Here is a 20,567-nt window from a genome sequence, read left to right on the forward strand (position 1 = left end):
CTGCTTTTTCCAGCAGCTAAAAAAACCACGCTAAGCAAGCCTAGCGTGGTTTTTGTTCTTTATATCATTCACTTTGATCGATCAAGCTGCAACATCACTGCTACACTTCTTTCGGTACATAAAAACTCCGATTGTCCATCCCAAAAATTCGGTCTGTGTATTGACCAGGTTCTGTCAGGCGGATCGAGGTCAGCATCATTTGCATGGAAGCATCCAAATTATCGATCTGATGGAGGATCTCCGCTTCCATTATGCGGGGCCGAACAGGTGACCCATATTCTAACAAGCCATGGTGGGCTAAGACCATATGCCGCAAAACAACGATGTCTTCTTGTTTGTCATCAAATTTCAAAGCAATACAGGCTTGCGTGATTTCTTCATCCACTAAGACCAAATGCCCTACTAGATTCCCCGCTAAGGTATATTCTGTCGTCATGGGACCTGTCAACTCGATCACTTTTCCTAAATCATGTAAAATAATGCCCGCATACAGCAGTGACGCATTTAATTCAGGGTATTCTTTGACGATCGCTTTTCCTAAGCGCAGCATAGTTGTCGTATGATACGCCAATCCACTGGCGAAGGCATGGTGATTGCGCTTCGCAGCTGGAAAATCAAAGAATTCCTTTTTATACTTGTTCAACAAGAAACGGACGATGCGATTCCAGTGAGGATTTGTGATCTCAAACAAGGTTTGACTGATTTCTTCTTCCATCTCTTCTTTTCGCAAGGGCGCTTTTTCCATGTATTGGCTTGGTTCGTGGGGTTCTTCCGGCTTCGCTAAACGCAAATGCATGATTTTGACTTGCGGATTGCCTTGGTAAACTTCTCGTTTCCCATCTAGTAGTACCACTTTCCCGGGTTCAAAACGGGCGATTTCTTCATCTGATGCATCCCAAAACTTTCCATCTATCGTGCCAGATGTATCCTGAAAGGTGAAGGCAATAAATTTTTTGCCGTTTTTCGCAATCCGCACATCGGCATTCTTGATCAGCAAGAAAAGTTGAAACGTTTCATCAACAGTTAATTCACGAATTTTTTTCATGGGCTTATTTGGCCGATCAGCCAAATCTTTCACTTCCTTTACTCAGATCCTGGATAGGCTGCTGGTACTTCTGATAATAGCTTACCATTTCTTGGTCAGAAGACAAACAAATTACTTGATAACTTTGTCCAAACTCTTTTAACAGCGCGGCAAAGCGTTCCTTACGAACACTGTCATAATGCAGCCAACCATCATCAATAATGATTGGACACAATGGGTGATTTTTTTGCAGCGCTAGATAACCGAAGCGTAACGCCATGATCAACTGATCCTTCGTGCCTGTGGACAAGTCGATGATCGAAAAGGTCTCGCTGGCATTTGCCGCTATCAACAAGCCATTTTCCAGAAGAATCTTTTGATAACGTCCGTTTGAAAGCTGTTCAAAATAAGTCGAAGCGGCTGACAATAGCTGCGGCAATTGCTGTTCTGACAACTCGGTCGTGACATCCGTTAAAATCGAAGCCGCCAACTGACGACTGCCCCATGCCACAGCGAGTTCTTCAATAACCGCCTTCAGCTCACTTTCTTCTTGATAAAGCTGATTCAAGGTGCCGTTTTTTTGACTGGCTGCTGCTTCTAATTCCAAGCGTTGTTTGTGCTCCGTCAACTGCTGCATTTGTGCCTGAAGCTGTGTTTGCTGCTGCTTGATCTGGTCTTTTTGCTGCAGCAATTCTGCTTGTGTGACTGGTTTGGGATAGATCGGTGTTAACATCCCCGCCAATTCTTCTGCTCGCTGCTGCGTGCGCTGCGCTGCTTCCCATTGCTTCAACCAGAGGCTGATTTCTGCAGGGTGATCTAACCCTTGCTGCTGCAAGAGCGCACTGGCTTGGGCAAACAGCTGGTCGCGTTCGTTGCGGGTACGGGTCAATTGTTGGGCCAGTAACGTGCTAGGTTGTTGCAACCGCGAAAGCTTGATCGTTTGCATCTCTTCATGAAACTTCTGCAACATCGCCGCTTTTTCTAACAAGGTTTTGTTTTGCAGCGGCAGCCACTCCGCATACGGGCGGAATTGCTCCTCAAAGGGGGCCAATTCTTCCGTGACAGCTTGCCGTTCTTGATAGGCTTGCTTGCGCTGCTGCGAGTAGGCTTGATAGCTAGCAACATCTTCATCATAGGCGAATAGATACGACTGCCAGTTGTCCACCGGCAAATCAGCAAAAAAGGGTGTCAACGCTTGGTGGGCACGGCTGATCTGCTGTTGCTTTTGCTGCTGTTCATTTTCCAGCTGTGCCAACTCTTCGCCCAGTAGATCCAACTGCATGAGGACCGTCTGCCATTCTTGCTTGATGCCTTGCTGCTTGTTTGGTGCTGCTTTCATCAGCGGCAAAATACTGCCGATGATCGCTGCGATCCCCGCACCTAATGCAAGCCAGCGCCAGGGACTCGGCAAAAAGATACCGATCACTGCGACTAGCCCACCGACGATCCCTAGCGGCCATAGTGGGCGAGAAACGGGCTTGCGGCCAATTAATTGAGGATGCTGCTGTTCTAAGCGGGCCGCGGTGGCTTGCAAAGGTTGCGCTTTTTCTTCTAAATGCCTCATGCGCTTTTCGAGCTCTTCTAACTGCACACGTTCTTGCAGTAAACGTGTGATTTGTTCATGGATCGAAGCCGTTACTAGCGGCGGCGATTCTCTGCTCCACTGGCGCTTTTCAATCAAGCGATTCAACTCTGTGATGGCGACAGTTTCTTGTTGATTGGCTGCTGCTTCACGATCTGCCAAACGCGCCATCGTCACTTGCTGCTGCAGCAAGTGATTGATCTGATGCTCGTGATCAAGGTAAAAGAAATACTTGTCTGATTCTTTTCCTTGCTCCAACTGATCTAATTCGGCTTCTTTTTTGCGAATTTCTTCCGTCAGCTGCTGATACTGCTGATAAAACTGTTTGATGGCTTGGACTTGCTGAGGATCGGCTAGCGTATCTGCTGGTGCCATTTGCTGCCACTCTTCATAAAGGCCCCAGTGACTCAGCTGTTGCTGATTTTCCTGATAAGCGTCATTCAATGCTTGATACTGGTGCCGCAAGTCTTGGATCTGTTCTTGCAGCTGGGCGATCTGCTGATACTGCTGTTGGATGCGGCTTTCTTCGCTTTCTTTTTCCGCAATCGTTTTTTGCAGTTTTTCTAATTGTTTTAACGCTTGATTCAAAGGCAGCTTTTGCCCTCGTGGCTTGTATTGCTGCTGATTGATGGTTTCATATTGCGCCACTTGCTGCAGCATTTTTTGACTGCCGCTGATCCCTAGAGAAATCAACGCTTGGTGCAGCTCATTTTCTTCTAGCTTATCGATCTGGGTCAATTGCTCTTGCTGAAAAGTAAAGACATCGAAGAACAATGCTCGATTGAGGGGCTGCAGGTGTTGTGCCAGCCATTGCTCATCGACCGTCTGGCCAGCGACATGGACTTTGGCACGACCACGGTCCACTTGCCGATAGCGTTCCACGATCACTTCGCCGAAGGGTTCCAGCGCCAACCATAACTTGCCACCGTAAGCAGCACCGTTTTTGGGGGTATAGTCTTTTTTCTTGGCTGTCTTTTTCGGAAAGCCAAACAAGATGGCGGCAATAAATTGATACAACGTCGATTTTCCGATCTCGTTGTGCCCAAAGAGCAGCTGATTTTGCGGATGAAAGGCAAAGCTTTGTTCATGGTATTTCCCAAAACCGGTAATTTCTGCTTTTAAAATTTTCATGACTGCTCCTCCCATTGAAAGTCGTCTTTCAACAATTGCTTGGCTTGCTGCAAGACTTCTTCTTGAAATGATTCATGGGTGATCCCCCGCTGGATCAGTGGATGCTGCAATAGATCCGACAATCGATCCGCAAACATCTCTGGCGACTCATACATCGCTAAAAACTGCAGCATATAATCTTCTGATACCGCCAATGCGATCTTGTCTTCATTGGCTTGCTCGACTTCAAGGGCATAGATCACTTGCAGCGGCTCTGTTTGTGCCAACCGTTCATTGAGGTAGGTCAGCCATTCATTTTTTTCCGCAGCTGGAAACCAATCTGGCGGCAGCTGCTGCACATCGGTCAACACCAGATGCAGCAAGCGCGAACGAGGACTTTTTAAGCGCTCGATGATCGCTGGCAATACGGCATTCGAGGCAGTCACATCCGCTAAGGAGACCACTTGCTTTTGCCAAGCGATCTCTGCGATCTCCAAGCGCTCGATCGTTGGTCCCTGCGGCGTTAAGTCTGCCAAAATCACCCCAGTCGCCTGTTCTTTCTTGGTCTTTCCTTGAGGTGTACCTGGATAGAGAATCGGTGGCTGCTCTGAGAGCGTCTTAGGTACATGGATGTGCCCCAAGCCCCAATAATCATAGCCTTTTTGCTTCATTTCACTGATTGAAAAGGGGGCATACCGTTCACCAGCTTGGTCCCCGTGGTAAAGCCCGATATGGTAATCCACCGCTGCTCTTGCAGGAAATTCTGTTACTTTATTTTCAGTAATCCAAGGATGTTGGTAGCTAAATCCACTGATTGCATAGGTTTCACCGTTTTTCGTTGTTCCTTGAACCGTTTGAACTTCTTCTGATGAAAAGAGAATGACATTTTCTGGAAAAGCAAACCAATACCGTTGCGGATCATAATAATCATGGTTGCCGAAAATCATATAGACAGGGATCTGTGCTTCCCCTAGTCGTTGCAGTTGGGCAAAAAAGTCATGCTGCACTTTTAGACTCGGCCGTGCTTGATGGAATGTATCCCCAGCCAGCAAAACAAAATCGACCGCTTTTTCTAAGGCAACATCCACCAAATTACGGATGATTTTTTGATTGATGGCAGGGAGTTGGGTCTTCACTTTTTCAGATAACAAATGAACCCCTTCAAATGACCGGTCGATATGCAGGTCTGCACTATGTAAAAATCGCATTTCTTTCTCCCTCCTTAATGCTTCTATCATAACATTTCTCAGGCATTTCGTCAGCAAAATACGAAAATTTGTTCGCCTTTTTCATAAAAAAAACCAAAGAAGCGATTTTGAAACTTCTTTGGAAAAGGCTCTTGCAGTTGCAGCCGATTGCTCTGAAGATTCACTTGCTTCTTTGGTCTTTGTTGGTTGGCGATTACGCTTCGTATAGATCTCTTACAGGACCCATGATGATGCGGTTCAAGTCATTAGCTACTAAGCTGAAGGCTTGCTCTTTTTGCATCAAGTCAGAAACAATGCCGTCTTGTTGAATTTTTTGCGATAATTCTTGGGCTTTTTGCGCTTCTTCTTCTGTCATTTCTTCGCCAGCCATCATTTTTTGTTGCAGGCTTTGTTGCAACTCTTGAAACTCTTTGAATAACGCATACGCTTCTTCATTTGCTTTCAAGCGGTCGAAAGAACCTTTCAAATCTTGAAACTGTTCTGACTCGCGTAATTCACGTTCTAATTGGTTTGCTGTATCATAAATATTTGCCATTTTGACGCCTCCTCTTTTTTTCTAGTATACCATTCTTCTCAGGTTCTAGACTAGCAGTTGCCTAATTCCTTTAATTTCCGCTTATGGAATTCCGTAAGCCGCCAAACAGTTCTTTCGTTCCTTCTTTGATCTTGTTGCCGAATTCCTTCATGCCTTCTTTGGCGCTTTCGGCAAAGTCATCGATGGTTTTCTGCCAATCATTGCCATTTTGTGACGTACTGCTCTCAGGATCTGGTACTTCATCGGCCGCCATCAGTTTTCCGCCTGTCCAATAAGCGTCTGCAACTTGAAATTGGGTGCCTTGACTATAAGGCAGTAAGCTTTCGGCCTCTGCTTTGAATATTTTCCCAACGACTTGCCCACTGGTTCCCGTTAAGTAATGATCTTCACTCACATGCTCAAATCCTAACCAAGTTGAAAGAACCATATCAGGAGTATAGCCGACGATCCATTGGTCATTGACCTTAGAAGCATCAAAGTTGGTCTCTGTCGTACCCGTCTTACCGGCGATCGTAAAGCCGTACGGACTTGCACTAACACCCGTCCCGTTAGAGAAGGTGCCCAGCATCATGCTCGTCATTTTATCAGCGGTCTCTTTAGAAATCACCCGTTTGCCTTGCACAGACGTATTGTCAACGATCACGGCACCAGTTGAATCAACGATTTTGGTGATCAAATGCGGTTTGTAGTAATACCCGCCATTTGCGAAGACCCCATACGCTGCTGCCATCGTCATTGGAGATTCCCCTTTTTCCAAACCACCTAAGGCTAAGCCATAATATTTGTCGGATTCGGTCAAGGAAAGTCCAAACTCTTGTGCTTTGCTGTACCCACGATCTAAGCCGATCTCATGCAACAGCCAAACTGCTGGCAGATTCAAGCTTTGGGCGAGGGCTTGATACATGACTGCTTCGCCAGCATAGGTCCCATCAAAGTTTTGAGCATCATAAAAATCGAGGGGCTCGTCTTTCAGGATACTGTCGGGTTCAAACCCAGCTTCTAGGGCAGGGGCGAAGACGCTGATCGGTTTGATCGTGGAGCCTGGTGAACGTTTCATTTGCGTGGCAAAATTAAAGCCTCTAAAGACGTGCTCGCCACGACGACCCACCACCGCTTGCACCCCACCGGTATTCGGATCAAGTGCGACAGAGCCAGATTGCACCATCGTGCCATCAGCGGCATTTTCAGGGAACAAGGCATCGTTTTTATAGGCAGCTTCCATTTGCGCTTGGTAGTTTTGATCCAGTGCTGTATAGATCTTGTAGCCGCGATTCATGACATCATCGGCGTCCAACCCATAGGATTCGGCTTCATCGATGACCGCATCGAAATAATAAGGATACTTATAGCCAGATTCTGAATTGCCAAATCCATCATACAGTAAATTGGCTAAGGCAACTTGCGATTCTTGGTCAGCAACGGACTGGTCCAACTTGCCGTTATCCACCATCAAACTCAAGACGGTATCGCGACGGTTCGTGGCGTTTTCCAGATTGTCGATCGGGTTATAGATCGAAGGACCTTTGAGCATCCCCACCAACGTCGCAGCTTCTCCCACGCTTAGTTCAGAAGCATTGACACCGAAATATTTTAGCGAGGCATCTTGAATGCCCCAAACCCCGTTACCAAAATAGGAACTGTTCAAATACATTTCCAAAATCTCATCTTTGGAATATTTCTTCTCGATCTCGATCGCTAAGAAAAGCTCCTTGGCTTTTCGACTAAAGGTTTGATCCAAGGACAGATAGGCATTTTTGGCAAGCTGCTGGGTGATGGTACTTCCCCCACCGCCTTCGGCACTGCGGTTGACCAGCATGCGCAGTGCTGCCCGAGCGATCCCTTTAATATCAAACCCGTGGTGATTATAGAAGTTGCGGTCTTCGGTTGAGATCAAGGCGTTGACCACATCACTGGAGATGGCATCAAGAGAAACGTACGTGCCTTTTTGCGAGTACAACTGCCCTGCTTCATCACCATTGGCATCAAAAATCACCGTCGATTCTTTCAGACCTGACTCTAATTCACTGACTTTCGTATTTTTGGCGATATAAAACAAATACCCGCTCATGATTAAGATAGCAACTAAACTAAGTAAAATAAAAATTTTATTTACGTGGTATTTTTTCCAAACCCGCTTGCGCCATTGATGAAATTGCTGCAAATACGGTTTTAACCAGCGCCAAAAGGTCAGCCAACCGGTCTTTATTTTGTGAAGGATGTGTTTCCAATCCATTACTTCACGCTCCTTTGGTTAAGTGTAGCATAAATGACTTTCTTTGTTATACGGCTCTAGACGTAATTTCATTCGAAAAGAATGCTTTATTATTCTAGCATTGAATGCTCTGTTTTTTATTGTTTTTTTTATAAGAAAAGCTTAAAGATGCTATAATAGTCGATAGCGAACAGCAAAGAAAGGACGTTTTTATGGAATACACCATGACTTTACCCGAAAATCACCCGCCCATGCCGCTTCGCGATTTGTTGGAACGGGAGTGGCTCGTCCCACGAAAAGTGCGCCATTTTCTGCGCACACGGAAAAATGTTACCGTCAATCAGCAGCCCGCGATGTTTCATCAAGAAGTTCGTGGCGGCGATCAAATCACTTTGATCATTGAAGACAGTGATTACAGCTATCAGCCGATCCAGTTAGGCCAAGCAAACAAAGTCGACGTACTTTTTGAAGATGAGCACTTATTGGTGCTGAACAAGCCTGCGGGGGTCAAGACGCACCCCAATCAGCCATTAGAAGCAGATACCCTATTAAATGATGCAGCTGCTTACCTTGCGCCGAAACAGCAGCAGCCTTATGTGGTCCATCGTCTAGACAAAGAAACCAGCGGTGTCGTTTTATTCGCAAAAAATCCTTTGGTGTTGCCGATCTTGGGTCGAATGTTGGAAAACAAACAGATTTTCCGCCGCTATCAAGCCACAGTTTGGGGCAAACTTACGCAAGATCAAACGATCGCCAAAAAAATCGGTCGTGACCGTCACGATCGTCGCAAGCGGATCATTGACCCCCGCAACGGTCAGTCAGCCGTCACCCATGTAACCATCGCCCACACCCAACAAAAGACGACCGATGTGTATTGTGTGTTAGACACGGGGAGGACCCACCAAATTCGCGTCCACCTTGCCAGTATCGGTCATCCAGTCGTCGGTGACCCGCTTTACCAAAACAAACCAGCGCCGCGTTTGCTGCTACATGGCTATGAATTGCATCTGGAGCATCCCTTTACCAAAGAACAGTTAGTGATCATCGCTCAACCGGGCTTGTGGTAAACAAAAAAAGCATGACGACTTGAGGAACCCCTCTTGTCAGTCATGCTTTTTGGTTTCAGATGTTTTTTTCAATGTTTCTACTCGGTGCTTCGGCTTATAGCGGTAAGTAAGCTGCTGGATCAACGAAATCTGACCACAACGTCTTACTCAATCCAAAGTGCAAATGGACGCCAGTCGAGTTTCCAGTCGTCCCCATCGTACCGACTTGCTCGCCAACTGCAACGGTTGCCCCCTTCGAGACACTGACAGCTGTTAAGTGAAAATAATACGAGTAAAAGCCGTTATCATGAGCCAAAATCACGTAATTCCCCGTGCTTGGACCATAGCCAGCATCTTCTACCTGACCATCACGAGCGGCGACGATCTTCTCCCCCGCTTGACCTGTAAAGTCGATCCCGTCATGCTGCGTCCCAGAAAAACCAGTTGGGTCAGCTCGAGTACCAAACCCGCTGGAGATCGACACGGCGCCCGTGATTGGCAGTGAAAATTCACTGGCTGCTGCTTTCTCTGCTGCTTCTTTGGCTTTTTGTTTTGCTTCTTCAGCGGCTTTTGCTTCTTTGTCCACTTTTTCTTGCAAGTCTTGTACTTGCGCTTGCGTTTGCTGCAGCTGCTCTTGTTGGCTCTGCAATTCTTCTTTTGCTGTTGCTAGTTGCTCTTTACTATGTACTAATTGGGCTTGCGTCAAGGTTTGGTACGAAGTGATTCGTTGCTGTTGGGCTTCTTTTTCCGCCAACTGTTGGTTCACTTCCCGTAAAGCCGCTTGTTGTTCACTAAACTTGCGTAGTTGTTGGATCGTGGCTTGTGGTCCGTCGACTACCAGGCTGCTTGGCGCTTGGCTTTCTTGATGCTGGGCTTTTTGGTCATTCAGAGCAGCGATCTGCGTTTGAACTTCCTGGCTTTCTTGTGCTAATTGGGTTAATTCTTCCTGATAATCCGCTAATTGACTTTCCAGCGCTGTGACTTTCTGTTGGCTAGTGGTGACTTCCTCTTCATACGTGGCAAGTTCTGCAGTCAAAACCGGCAGTTCCTCGGTGCTCTTCGTTTCAGCAGCATAACTGACAGCTGGCTGGAAAAGCGGCAACGTAAGGGCGAGCAATAAAAAAATCTTTTTCTTCAATGAGGTAACTCCTTCTTTTTTTAGTAGCTTGGCTACTTTAACATGCTTATTCATGAAAAAAAAGAGGGTTTTTCCAACAGTTTAAAGTCTATTGTTGCAAATTTTCATGTAAATCACCTATAAAACGGGCTTTTTTTACAAATATTGCAGCCGAATAACAACTTTTATAAGAATTTCTTTAGCTCGCCAATCGTCTTATCCTCGCTCTTGCAGCTTCGCCAATTCTTCAGACGTTAATTCCCGATACTCGCCTAATGCCAAATCATCAGGCAAGGACAGGCCTCCCATGCGAATCCGTTTCAAATAAACGACTTCTTTTCCTACTGCCTGGACCATCCGTTTGACTTGATGGAACTTGCCTTCATGGAGGATCAGTTTGATCTCGCTGCGCGATTCATTTTCATCGACGTTGAGGATCTGCAGCTCAGCCGGCAAGGTCCACTCGCCGTCTAATTTGATGCCTTTGGCAAAGATTTTTTGATCCTCCGCTGTCATGATTCCCTCGACTTGGGCATAATATTCTTTTTCCACATGCTTCTTAGGCGACAATAATTGATGCGCCAATCCGCCATCGTTCGTAATCAGCAAAAAGCCTTCGGTGTCTTTATCCAACCGTCCTACTGGAAACAAATCTTCGCGAAACGCTTCTTCAGAAAACAAATCTAAGACCGTCTCTTCATAGGAATCGACGGTTGCCGAAATCACGCCGGCGGGTTTATTCAGCAAATAATAAAACTGGCTTTGATAGGCGATGGGTTCCCCCTCAAAACAAACGGTATCTTGTGTTTCTTGTACTTGTGCTTTGTCACTTTTGATGACTTGTCCATTGACGGTCACGAGCCCTTTTTTGATCAACTGTTTCACTTCTTTGCGGGAGCCATAGCCCATATCCGCTAAAAACTTGTCTAAACGCATCGGTTTCTTCCTTTCATATAAAACAGCCGCCAAGGTCTCACAAAGGAGGCTCAGCGGCTGCTTCTGGTTTTATTTGATGTGTAATTTCTGGCGTAAACGTACCATTGATGAGCCGAGTAGTTTTTCAGCTAAACGCAATTTCAGCGCAATGTAGATGTATACACTGCCGCCGACTCCTGCTACTAGCAAGCTCAAGATAAAGGCTTGGACTTTTCTTTCAGAGCTCAAGACAAGCCCAAAGAGTTGGCGAGCGATCAACGCTGCGATCACCATAATGATCGTCATCGCGCCAATCAATAATGTCCGTCGCAACGTTAAGTTTACATTGAAATGGCCTTTGCGAATCATTTTGCGAATATTTAACCAGCAGACGATCCCTAAGGCAATCGTGGTAGAAACCAATGGTCCATAGACTTGGAACAAACGAATCGCTGGATACTGCAAGATCACTTTCACCAGTAACCCTACAAAGAAGAAAACAACCGCTTCTTTGTTGTGGTACATCCCTTGCAGCATACTCGAACTAAGCATAAACAAGCCCAAGACCAGACCAGACAGACAGGCAGCGACTAAGACGCTCGCCCCTAACGCATCTGGACGATAAAACAAGGTGTATAGAGGATAAGACAGTACGATCATCCCAAAAGTCGCTGGAAACATTACAAAGGAATACAATTGCAAGTTGTTGCTGATCAATTTGGCTAAGTTCTTTTTGTCTTTTTTGGCGACTGCTTCACTGATCAAAGGCAGTCCCGTTGAAGCCATGGAAGTAGCTAATCCGATAACCACCATCGTCAGCTTATCAGGGTTGCTGCCGAAAATCGCCATTAGTTCTAAGAGCTGATCATTTGAAAATTCGGTAAAACTGCTCATCATTCGAACAAAGGTGTACTGATCCACTAATTTTAAAATCGTGATCCCTGAGCCTACGATAATAAAAGGGATCGCTTCTTTGATGGTCGCTAAAACCAACTCTTTGGTTTGCAGCACCGTTTCTTCTTTGCTCATATCCACTAAAACATCCATCCGCACCCGCTGCTTTTGGAAGTAATAGCCTAATACCAAAATGCTGGCTAAGACACCGATAAAGGCGGCAAAGGTCGATTGCGTCACGGCTGCCGTGTATTCGCCTTCGATGACCCGCATAATGATGAAGGTCGCTAAAAGCATATAACAGACACGAGCGATTTGTTCAACGACTTGCGAGATCGCAAAAGGTTTCATGTCTTGATTCCCTTGGAAATACCCTCGCATGACACTCATACAAGGAAAAACCAATAAAGCAATACTCAATGAGCGCATTGCAGGAATCAATTCTTCCCCGCCACCTGAAGCCGTTGCCAACCATGGGGCTGCCAAATACATGATTCCAGCGGTCACCACGCCAAAGCCTGCCATCAATTGAAACGCTCTTAAAAAGAGCTTCTGACTCGTGCGGTATTCTTGGCGAGAATTGTAAAAAGAAATCTGTTTGGCAATTGCTGAAGGGATCCCCGCAGTGGAGATCATTAAAAATAAGGCGTAAACATTATAGCCCATTCCAAACAACGCATTTGCTTTATCCGCATTTGCGCCCATCCAATAATACCAGGGTAAAATGTAAATGGCGCCAAGCAAACGTGAGCCGATATTTCCCATCGTCATCCAAGCAGATCCTTGAGCCATTTTTTCTTGTGTAGTTAATTCTTTTGACACTGAACGCATGTGTTTATCCATCGCCATTATCTCCAACTTTCTACAAACATATCCCTTCCATTTTAATTCGAAAAAGGGTTGGTCGCAATCTATTTTTGCAACATCTTAAAGTTTCTTCAAAATAAGGAGAAAAAAAAGAAAACTTTTCCCTCCCAAACGGCGGTTTTTAGGAGTTATGCTATAATAAGAGAAATCTTTAGAGGAATGAAGGAGAACAACGATGCAAAAGGAACTCATTACCGTGCCACAGATCCGCAAGCTCTTATTGCAGGAAAACCTATTGAAAGAAATCATCACCCCCACTGATTGGGTTTATACCGTGCCGCAAGAAATGACTGATCTTGCCTTTACCTCATTAAGCTACGACTCGCGAACAGCCGATGCGGCGACGCTTTTTTTCTGTAAAGGGGCTTCTTTTAAAGAAAGCTACCTGGCTGCCGCCATTGACCAAGGGATTCAGTGCTACATTTCAGAAACGCCCTATGACAACTTTGCAACTTATGGAATCATCGTCACCGACATTCGAGAAACGATGGCAGTTATCGCTCAAGCGTTTTATGGCCATCCTCAAGAACAGCTGGTGACCATCGGCATCACGGGAACAAAAGGCAAAACCAGCTGCGCCTATTTTGCTCGGGCGATTTTAGCAGAATCGACGGGTCAAAAAGTAGCATTCTTTTCATCTGAGGAAAACTCAGTCGACGGAAAAACCTTTAATGAAGCAGTGTTGACGACCCCCGAAACACTGGATCTTTATAAGATGATGGCCGAGGCTGTCGCAAACGGCATGACCCATCTTGTGATGGAGGTTTCTTCCCAAGCCTATAAAACCAAACGGGTCGCCGGTATTACCTTTGATATTGGCGCGTTCTTGAATATTTCGCCTGATCACATTGGACCAGTGGAACATCCAACTTATGACGATTACCTTTACTGCAAACGGGAACTGATCCGCAACAGCAAACAGATGATTTTGAATCGCCAAAGTGATCACTACCACTTGCTGCGAGAAACTTGTGAAGTCCATCAAGTTCCTTATATCACCTACGGACGTTCAGACGCCGATTATGTCGTCCAAGAAGGGACGGATCTAAAAAGCTTTGCGCTGTCAGCTGCTTCTGATGTCTTGCAGGTCTCTGGGGAATATCAACTGGGGATCTTAGGTTCTTTCAACCATGAGAATGCTGCAGCGGCGATTTTAGCTGCCTGCTTAGCGGGTGCCTCTCGTGAGGACGCTCAGAAAGTCCTGCCGACAGTGATCATCCCTGGACGAATGATCGTTTTAGAAAAAGAAAATGGCGCAGTCATGATCGTTGACTATGCCCACAATTACCTTAGCTTCCAATCATTAAGTGAACTTGCCCGCCAATTGCGCCCAGATGGCCGCCTGCTTTTTGTCACTGGTAGTGCTGGCGGCAAAGCCCAATCTCGCCGAGCAGATATGGGACGAGCGCTAGGAGAATATGCGGACAAAGTCTACCTGACCAGCGATGATCCTGATTTTGAAGAAGCAGCTGCGATCGCAAAAGAAATCGCAGCTGCGATCACCAATCCTGAAATTGCCATCATTCATGAGATGGATCGGGCTCAAGCCGTCAAATCGGCGATTGCTGAAGCAGACAGTAAGGATATCGTGATTATTGCGGGCAAAGGCGCCGAACAATACATGAAAGTCGCTGGAAAAAAAGTCCCTTACATCGGTGACTTGACCTTAGCGCAGCAGCAAGCCAAACACCAATAGCAACAAGTTGCCTCAACAAAAAAACTTTCAGATGATTTAACAGATCATCTGAAAGCTTTTTTCTGCGTGATTATGGTTGTTCGTCTTCGTAAGTCTCATAGACATAGGGTGCGCCATCATACCGGAATTCTGTTGAAATGGCGGCGTCAAGGTCTTCGGTAAACATTCGTTTGCTGAAAGGAAACAAAAAGACTTGCCCTTCTTTGGCATCTTCGGCTGCTAAACGGTAAAACAGCTCTTCTTCTGTTAATTGTTGATTCAACTGTTCCAAGACATCGGCAGTGACTGCCTCTTCCTCATAGCCAGGTTTGGCAATCCGTGCATAATCTTCAAAAAAAGCCGACTGGCCTTCAAATGATTGATACTCCATGTAAGTCCCCTCTTTCTTTTCTCTTACTTTATTATACGAGAGTCCGTGAGGATCAGCGAATAATATGATCGGTCTTCAGGGGAATTTTTACTTTTCTGGTGCTTAAATATGTCAGAAACATTTCAAGTGTATTACGAATCAATTATTTGACAAAATCAGATTGAACACGCATCCAAATTTTGTATAATGATACATAGAGACTATAAAAGGGGCAAATGTAATGAACAACGCAAAGAAAAAAATTTTCGTCGGTACTGGTGCTGCAATTGGTTTTGTCGCAATCGTTGCTATGATGGCTCAGTTCATGATTTCCAATCATCTATTTGGCGGAAGTGATGCTTCATCAGAAATTTTCACTCGCGCTACGTATCCAAACGGCTTTCTACTAGTGATCTTGATTCCATTGGTCGCAACAGCCGCTTTGTTCTATGGGATCATTCGCAAAAAATAACAAAAAAGTGTTGCTGAGAACCACTCAGTAACACTTTTTTTCTTTGTCGTCACCAAAAAGCTGCCTAACAGACCCTCGATCTGCTAGGCAGCTATTTTTTAGCGTTTAGTTTGCAACGATATTGACCAATTTGTTCGGTACGACGATCACTTTACGGATCGTTTTTCCTTGGAGCTGTTCTTGGACAAGTTCGTTTTCTTGCGCCAATTGTTCAAGCACTGCTTTTTCGGCATCCGCTGGCACCATTGCTTTGGCGCGAACTTTGCCGTTGACTTGAAAGACGACTTCGATCTCGTCTTCCACTAGGGCACTTTCGTCATAGGTTGGCCATGGCACATAAGAGATCCCATGGTCATTTCCGAGGATCGACCAGAGCTCTTCTCCGATATGCGGTGCGATCGGCGCCAATAGCTGCACAAATCCTTCGACATATTCGTAAGGCAAGGCATCGGCTTTGTACGCTTCATTGACAAAGACCATCAATTGGGAAATCGCCGTATTGAAGTGCAGCTGCTCAAAATCTTCCGTCACTTTCTTAACTGTTTGATGGTAAACTTTCGACAATTTACCATCGTTGAATGTCGTGATGCGGTCACGCATTTTGCCATTTTCATCGACGATCAAGCGCCACACACGATCCAAGAATTTACGACTGCCTTCAAGGCCATTCTCATTCCAAGCGATCGATGCATCCAATGGTCCCATAAACATTTCATATAGACGCAAAGTATCCGCACCGTATTGATTGATGACATCATCTGGATTGACGACGTTGCCGCGGGATTTTGACATTTTTTCATTGTTTTCCCCAAGGATCATCCCTTGGTTGAACAATTTTTCAAATGGTTCTTTCGTTGGCACGACACCGATATCATACAAGAATTTATGCCAGAAGCGAGCATAAAGCAAGTGCAAGACAGCGTGCTCTGCGCCACCGATATAAATATCGACTGGCATCCAGCGTTTCAATTTGTCGTAGTCTGCCAAAACAGACTTATTATGAGGATCGATAAAGCGCAAGAAATACCATGAGCTTCCAGCCCATTGCGGCATCGTATTGGTTTCACGACGTCCTTTTTTCCCAGTTTCAGGGTCGGTGACATTGACCCAATCTGTGACATTGGCTAATGGCGATTCACCAGTACCGCTTGGTTTGATATTGTCGGTTTTTGGCAAACGCAACGGCAGCTGATCTTCAGGAAGCGTCGTAGTCGTCCCATCTTCCCAATGGATGATTGGGATTGGCTCTCCCCAATACCGTTGGCGAGAGAACAACCAATCGCGAAGACGATAGCTGACTTCTTTTTTCCCAACGTGGTTTTCTTCCAACCATGCGACCATTTTTTCGATGGCTGTCTCTTTGTCTAGCCCATCCAAAAAGTCTGAATTGATATGCAGTCCATCTTCGGTATAGGCAGATTCTTCCACGTTGCCCCCTGCCAATACAGGAATGATCTCTAAGCCAAATGTTTTGGCAAATTCGTGGTCACGTTCGTCATGGGCAGGAACCGCCATGATCGCACCTGTTCCATAAGAAGCCAAAACATAATCGGCGATCCAAATCGGGATCTCTTTGCCATTCACGGGATTGATGGCATAGGCACCTGTGAAGACACCAGTTTTTTCTTTGGCCAAATCTGTTCGGTTCAAATCAGATTTTTTCGACGCTTCTTCTACATAGGCATCAATGGCTGCTTTTTGTTCTGGTGTAGTGATTTGGGCCACTAGCTCATGTTCTGGCGCCAATACGGCGTAGGTCGCACCAAACAAGGTATCTGGGCGAGTCGTAAAGACGGTAAAGTCTTTTTCCATCCCTGCCACTTTAAACGTAACGTTGGCTCCGACCGAACGTCCGATCCAATTGCGCTGCATTTCTTTGATGCTTTCTGGCCAATCAACTTCTTCTAAATCGTCCAACAAACGATCAGCATACGCTGTGATTTTCAGCATCCATTGGCGCATCGGTTTGCGGATCACATCGTAGCCACCCCGTTCGCTTTTGCCGTCAATGACTTCTTCATTGGCGATCACGGTCCCAAGCTCTGGTACCCAGTTTACTGGAACTTCGGCTTCATAAGCTAACCCTTTTTCATAAAGCTTGGTAAAGATCCATTGCGTCCACTTGTAGTACTCGGGATCTGTCGTATTGATTTCACGATTCCAGTCATAGCTGAATCCTAGCGCATTGATTTGACGGCGGAAGGTCTCAATATTTTTCTTCGTGAATTCCGCTGGATCATTTCCAGTGTCTAGTGCATATTGTTCGGCAGGCAGACCAAAGGCATCCCAGCCCATTGGGTGCAGTACATTGTACCCTTGGCTGCGTTTGAAGCGGCTCAAGATATCCGTAGCTGTATAGCCTTCTGGATGTCCGACATGTAATCCTTGTCCAGATGGATATGGGAACATATCTAGCGCATAAAATTTTGGTTTGTCCGGCTCATCATGGGTGTTGAATTCATTTTTCTTTGCCCAATATTTTTGCCATTTTTTTTCGATTTCTTTGTGATTGTAATTCACGATGGACTCCTCCTAAAAAATTGGTGTTTTGCTCGTCAAATCAACCAGCAAAACTTAAAAAAAGTCCTATAAAAATCGCTATGATTTTTATAGGACGTTATCAACGTGGTACCACCTAAGTTTATCTGCTCCTCAAAAAAGCAGACCTCGATGTTTTAACGGCCATCGCCGTATCTGCCTAGCCAAATCAGGTTCAGTCAGATATCACTCGAAGACGAGTTCGAAAGGTGTGCTGTGCATTTCCACCAACCATGCACTCTCTAAAAGTCCCACCGTACTTCTACTATTCCTTCTCAAACGTGAAAGTTTCTTTGCACTTATCCTAACAAAAATCATTAGGAATAGCAATCTATTTTACCCTAACTGTTTGTCCTGGGTAAATAAAGTTATTTTGAATATTGTTCCATTGGATAAATTGATCCGTCGTGATGCCGAACTTATCTGCGATCCCCCAAACAGAATCCCCCGATGCGACCTTGTACGTACCATTTGTCGCTGAAGTGCTGGTAGTAGCTGCCGTGCCGCCTTGCTTGACGACCACCTTTTGACCTGGATAGATAAAATCATTTTTGATGTTGTTCCAGCTGCGGAATTGGTCCATCGAAATCCCGTGTTTATTGGCAACTGACCAGACTGAATCACCAGAAGCCACCGTATAGGTGTTGCCTGCAGCACTGCTGCTGGTTTGGCTGCTGACGGTCGTGCTCGTCGTTGTACTTGTACGGGTAGAACTACCGCTGACAACCACCTTTTGACCTGGATAAACATAGTCGTTTTTAATATTGTTCAAGCTGCGGAACTGATCCATCGAGATGCCATGCTTGTTAGCGATCGACCAGACTGAATCGCCAGCTGCTACCGTGTAGGTGCCGCCACTGCTTTGGCTAGCCGTTGATGCCGTGCTGACAGTCGTAGTACTGCTGGTATTCGTAGACGAACCACCGCTAACGACAACTTTTTGCCCTGGATAGACAAAATCATTTTTGATGTTGTTCAAACTGCGAAATTGATCCATCGAAATGCCATGCTTATTGGCGATCGACCAAACGGAATCGCCAGAAACTACGGTGTAGGTATTGCCTGATGTAGTTGCTGAAGCATTGCGATTGACGATCGATACCGTTGAAGTTGCCGAAGTACTTTGGGCGCTGCCGTTGACTTTCAAGGTTTGTCCTGGATAAACAAAATCGTTTTTGATATTGTTCAAACTGCGCAGCTGATCCATGGAGATGCCATGTTTGTTGGCGATCGACCAGACCGAGTCGCCCGAAGCGACTGTATAGGTTTGACTGCCGCTCGTGCTAACAGCTGATGTCGTGGTCGTCGTACTCGTTGAAGCACTGGCTGTGGCGCCACCACCGGCATTGCCAGAAGCTGGTGTGTCATATTGCGTCAAACCAAATTGTTGGATCACGGCATTCAGGGAAGAAGCATAGTTTGGTGCAGTCGCATAACGGCCTGCTAGCCATGCGGTTGCATCAAGATATGAAGTCGTATTGCTTTTCCAAGCGCCAGAATAATACGCGACACCGCTTTGTAAAGAAGTTGAGCGTAAAGTACGTGCGTTATCTTCAAATGATTGCGTGTAAGATGGGTAACGCTTAAAGGGTTCATTCATAGTCAACCATTGGTTGTTCAAATATTCTAAGGTACTCATATAAACGGTTTGACCGTTATAGCTGCCTTTGATTCCGAAAAGATTGTAATTCGGTGCTTTTGACAAGCTGCTTCGGCCCCAACCACTTTCTAAAATGGCTTGCGCGATCATCACAGAAGCATATAGATCGTTGGCGTTTGCCACAGGTTGGGCGTACGTAGCGATTTCAGCAATAAACGCGGAAGTATTCGGCGCGGCAAAATTGCTAGTAGAAACTTGGGCGATCGAGGTCTCTACGGCTTCTGCTTGAACCGATGACACCAATGGAGCTACAACAGAGCAAGCAGTCAGTGTTGTTCCTAAAACAACTGCACTTTTTTTGATCACTCGATACTTATCGCCCGATTGGTCTGCTTGACGATGTACTTTTCTTGATTGACTCGTGTTCATGTCCGTTATTCCTCCGTTTTTTCCTTATAGTGAACGTAGGTTTAGTATACAATTTCTTAAGAATTTATAAAAGGTATTTGAGCCGATTTCAGAAACTGTAAACTCTTTGTAATCAAACGAACATTTATTGCAATGAATATTGCAATGAAGCAATTGGCCTGCTCCCGATAAACGTATCGCTTGCTCAGACGAGTAACCCCCTGCTCGTTCCCTGCTTTTTCCGACTTGTGATAAATGCTATAATACCTTCTAGATGTGTCTTTGACTTAATGACAATAATTAACAGAAATTCTCTAGAAACGAGGCTTATCCATGCATAAAAAACTTTATTTTCAATTTGCGGGCAGTTGCTTTTTACTGCTGTTCGTTTTTCTCGGCTATGTCGTGAAATTTTACCCTACTTGGTTGGTCTCATTTGACGAAACCTTGACTCGCATCATCCGCAGCGGCTACCCGTTTTGGACACCGTTTTTTCTATGGGTCACAAAATTTGCGAATCCTACCACGATCATCTTGCTTTTTCTCGCTGTTTTAGCTGTCTTAGTGATCAACAAGTATTATGCTGAAGCCCTATGGCTTAGTATTGGTACCATCGGGATTGTTGGGCTCTTTAATCCATTGATCAAACTGGTCTTTTTACGGGAGCGCCCAACTCTTGAACACTTAGTCACGGAATCAAGTTTCAGTTTCCCCAGTGGACACTCGACGGGCAGTATGATTTTTTATGGCACCTTGCTCTTCTTGATCCCAGTTTTCTTCAAGCAGCCTCTTTGGCAATGGGGCATCCGCCTTTTGCTGGGCCTTTTGATTGGCTGCATCGGCATCAGCCGAATTTATGTTGGTGTGCATTTTCCCAGTGATGTATTAGGCGGTTTTTGTGTTGGCCTGTCTTGGCTGCTGTTGACCTATCCGTACTACTTGCAAAAACGCTTTGTCTGGCGCTTCACGCGTAAACAATTATAAAAGAAGGTAA

At 45.6% G+C, this 20,567-nt stretch carries 15 protein-coding genes and 1 other annotated feature; of the genes, 4 read left to right on the forward strand and 11 right to left on the reverse strand.

Annotation, left to right across the window (positions count from 1 at the left end; all coding sequences use genetic code 11):
- Positions 1-100: 100 nt before the first annotated feature.
- The 5 genes from IGK14_RS15030 to IGK14_RS15050 form a co-directional block, all read right to left on the reverse strand.
- Positions 101-1,045, reverse strand: coding sequence for a 3'-5' exoribonuclease YhaM family protein (locus tag IGK14_RS15030; RefSeq protein WP_026008117.1), 945 nt, complete (start codon positions 1,043-1,045; stop codon positions 101-103).
- Positions 1,046-1,061: 16 nt separating this feature from the next.
- Entirely contained in the window at positions 1,062-3,737 is a 2,676-nt protein-coding gene (locus tag IGK14_RS15035) for an AAA family ATPase (RefSeq protein WP_010749016.1), read from the reverse strand.
- Positions 3,734-4,924 (reverse strand): metallophosphoesterase family protein, encoded by a 1,191-nt coding sequence (locus tag IGK14_RS15040; RefSeq protein ID WP_010749015.1) that lies wholly within the window; start codon positions 4,922-4,924, stop codon positions 3,734-3,736. Before IGK14_RS15040 ends, IGK14_RS15035 begins: the two co-directional genes overlap by 4 nt.
- Positions 4,925-5,117: 193 nt before the next feature.
- Positions 5,118-5,459: a YlbF family regulator gene (locus tag IGK14_RS15045; RefSeq protein WP_005227708.1), complete on the reverse strand. Its 342-nt coding sequence runs from the start codon at positions 5,457-5,459 to the stop codon at positions 5,118-5,120.
- A 70-nt stretch (positions 5,460-5,529) separates the two neighbouring features.
- On the reverse strand, positions 5,530-7,692 hold the full coding sequence (locus IGK14_RS15050; RefSeq protein WP_438712563.1) for a PBP1A family penicillin-binding protein: 2,163 nt from the start codon (positions 7,690-7,692) through the stop codon (positions 5,530-5,532).
- A 191-nt stretch (positions 7,693-7,883) separates the two neighbouring features.
- On the opposite strand from IGK14_RS15050, the gene IGK14_RS15055 reads away from it, so the two are divergent.
- Positions 7,884-8,738 (forward strand): RluA family pseudouridine synthase, encoded by an 855-nt coding sequence (locus tag IGK14_RS15055; RefSeq protein WP_010749014.1) that lies wholly within the window; start codon positions 7,884-7,886, stop codon positions 8,736-8,738.
- Between the two features lie 94 nt (positions 8,739-8,832).
- Here IGK14_RS15055 and IGK14_RS15060 read toward each other — a convergent pair whose 3' ends face one another.
- The 3 genes from IGK14_RS15060 to IGK14_RS15070 all read right to left on the reverse strand — a co-directional run bounded on the left by IGK14_RS15060 (position 8,833) and on the right by IGK14_RS15070 (position 12,486).
- Positions 8,833-9,909 carry a M23 family metallopeptidase gene (locus tag IGK14_RS15060; RefSeq protein WP_034696289.1) on the reverse strand — a complete coding sequence of 359 codons (1,077 nt, stop codon included), beginning with the start codon at positions 9,907-9,909 and terminating at the stop codon, positions 8,833-8,835.
- Between the two features lie 141 nt (positions 9,910-10,050).
- Entirely contained in the window at positions 10,051-10,770 is a 720-nt protein-coding gene (locus tag IGK14_RS15065; RefSeq protein ID WP_143112430.1) for a pseudouridine synthase, read from the reverse strand.
- Between the two features lie 69 nt (positions 10,771-10,839).
- The gene (locus tag IGK14_RS15070; protein WP_010749011.1) at positions 10,840-12,486 is read right to left on the reverse strand and encodes a putative polysaccharide biosynthesis protein; all 1,647 of its coding nucleotides are present in this window, start codon (positions 12,484-12,486) and stop codon (positions 10,840-10,842) included.
- Between the two features lie 199 nt (positions 12,487-12,685).
- On the opposite strand from IGK14_RS15070, the gene murE reads away from it, so the two are divergent.
- Positions 12,686-14,206 (forward strand): UDP-N-acetylmuramyl-tripeptide synthetase, encoded by a 1,521-nt coding sequence (gene murE, locus IGK14_RS15075; protein ID WP_010749010.1) that lies wholly within the window; start codon positions 12,686-12,688, stop codon positions 14,204-14,206.
- Between the two features lie 70 nt (positions 14,207-14,276).
- Here murE and IGK14_RS15080 read toward each other — a convergent pair whose 3' ends face one another.
- A complete protein-coding gene (locus tag IGK14_RS15080; protein ID WP_005227682.1) occupies positions 14,277-14,576 on the reverse strand; it encodes a DUF5960 family protein in 300 nt (99 codons plus the stop codon).
- Between the two features lie 220 nt (positions 14,577-14,796).
- Between IGK14_RS15080 and IGK14_RS15085 the strand changes: the two genes are divergently transcribed.
- Complete coding sequence (locus IGK14_RS15085) at positions 14,797-15,027, forward strand: hypothetical protein (protein ID WP_005227680.1); 231 nt, start codon at positions 14,797-14,799, stop codon at positions 15,025-15,027.
- 105 nt (positions 15,028-15,132) lie between these two features.
- On the opposite strand, the gene leuS is transcribed toward IGK14_RS15085, so the two are convergent.
- Together leuS and IGK14_RS15095 are read right to left on the reverse strand one after the other, a co-directional pair.
- Positions 15,133-17,547: a leucine--tRNA ligase gene (leuS, locus tag IGK14_RS15090; protein ID WP_010749009.1), complete on the reverse strand. Its 2,415-nt coding sequence runs from the start codon at positions 17,545-17,547 to the stop codon at positions 15,133-15,135.
- A gap of 87 nt (positions 17,548-17,634) precedes the next feature.
- Positions 17,635-17,854, reverse strand: a binding site (T-box leader).
- Positions 17,855-17,896: 42 nt separating this feature from the next.
- Positions 17,897-19,594: a LysM peptidoglycan-binding domain-containing protein gene (locus IGK14_RS15095; protein ID WP_010749008.1), complete on the reverse strand. Its 1,698-nt coding sequence runs from the start codon at positions 19,592-19,594 to the stop codon at positions 17,897-17,899.
- 312 nt (positions 19,595-19,906) lie between these two features.
- Between IGK14_RS15095 and IGK14_RS15100 the strand changes: the two genes are divergently transcribed.
- Positions 19,907-20,557, forward strand: coding sequence for a phosphatase PAP2 family protein (locus tag IGK14_RS15100; RefSeq protein ID WP_010749007.1), 651 nt, complete (start codon positions 19,907-19,909; stop codon positions 20,555-20,557).
- The last annotated feature ends 10 nt before the right edge of the window (positions 20,558-20,567 follow it).

The sequence above is a fragment of the Enterococcus sp. DIV0970a genome (assembly GCF_051711265.1).
Classification (GTDB): Bacteria; Bacillota; Bacilli; order Lactobacillales; family Enterococcaceae; genus Enterococcus_D; species Enterococcus_D casseliflavus.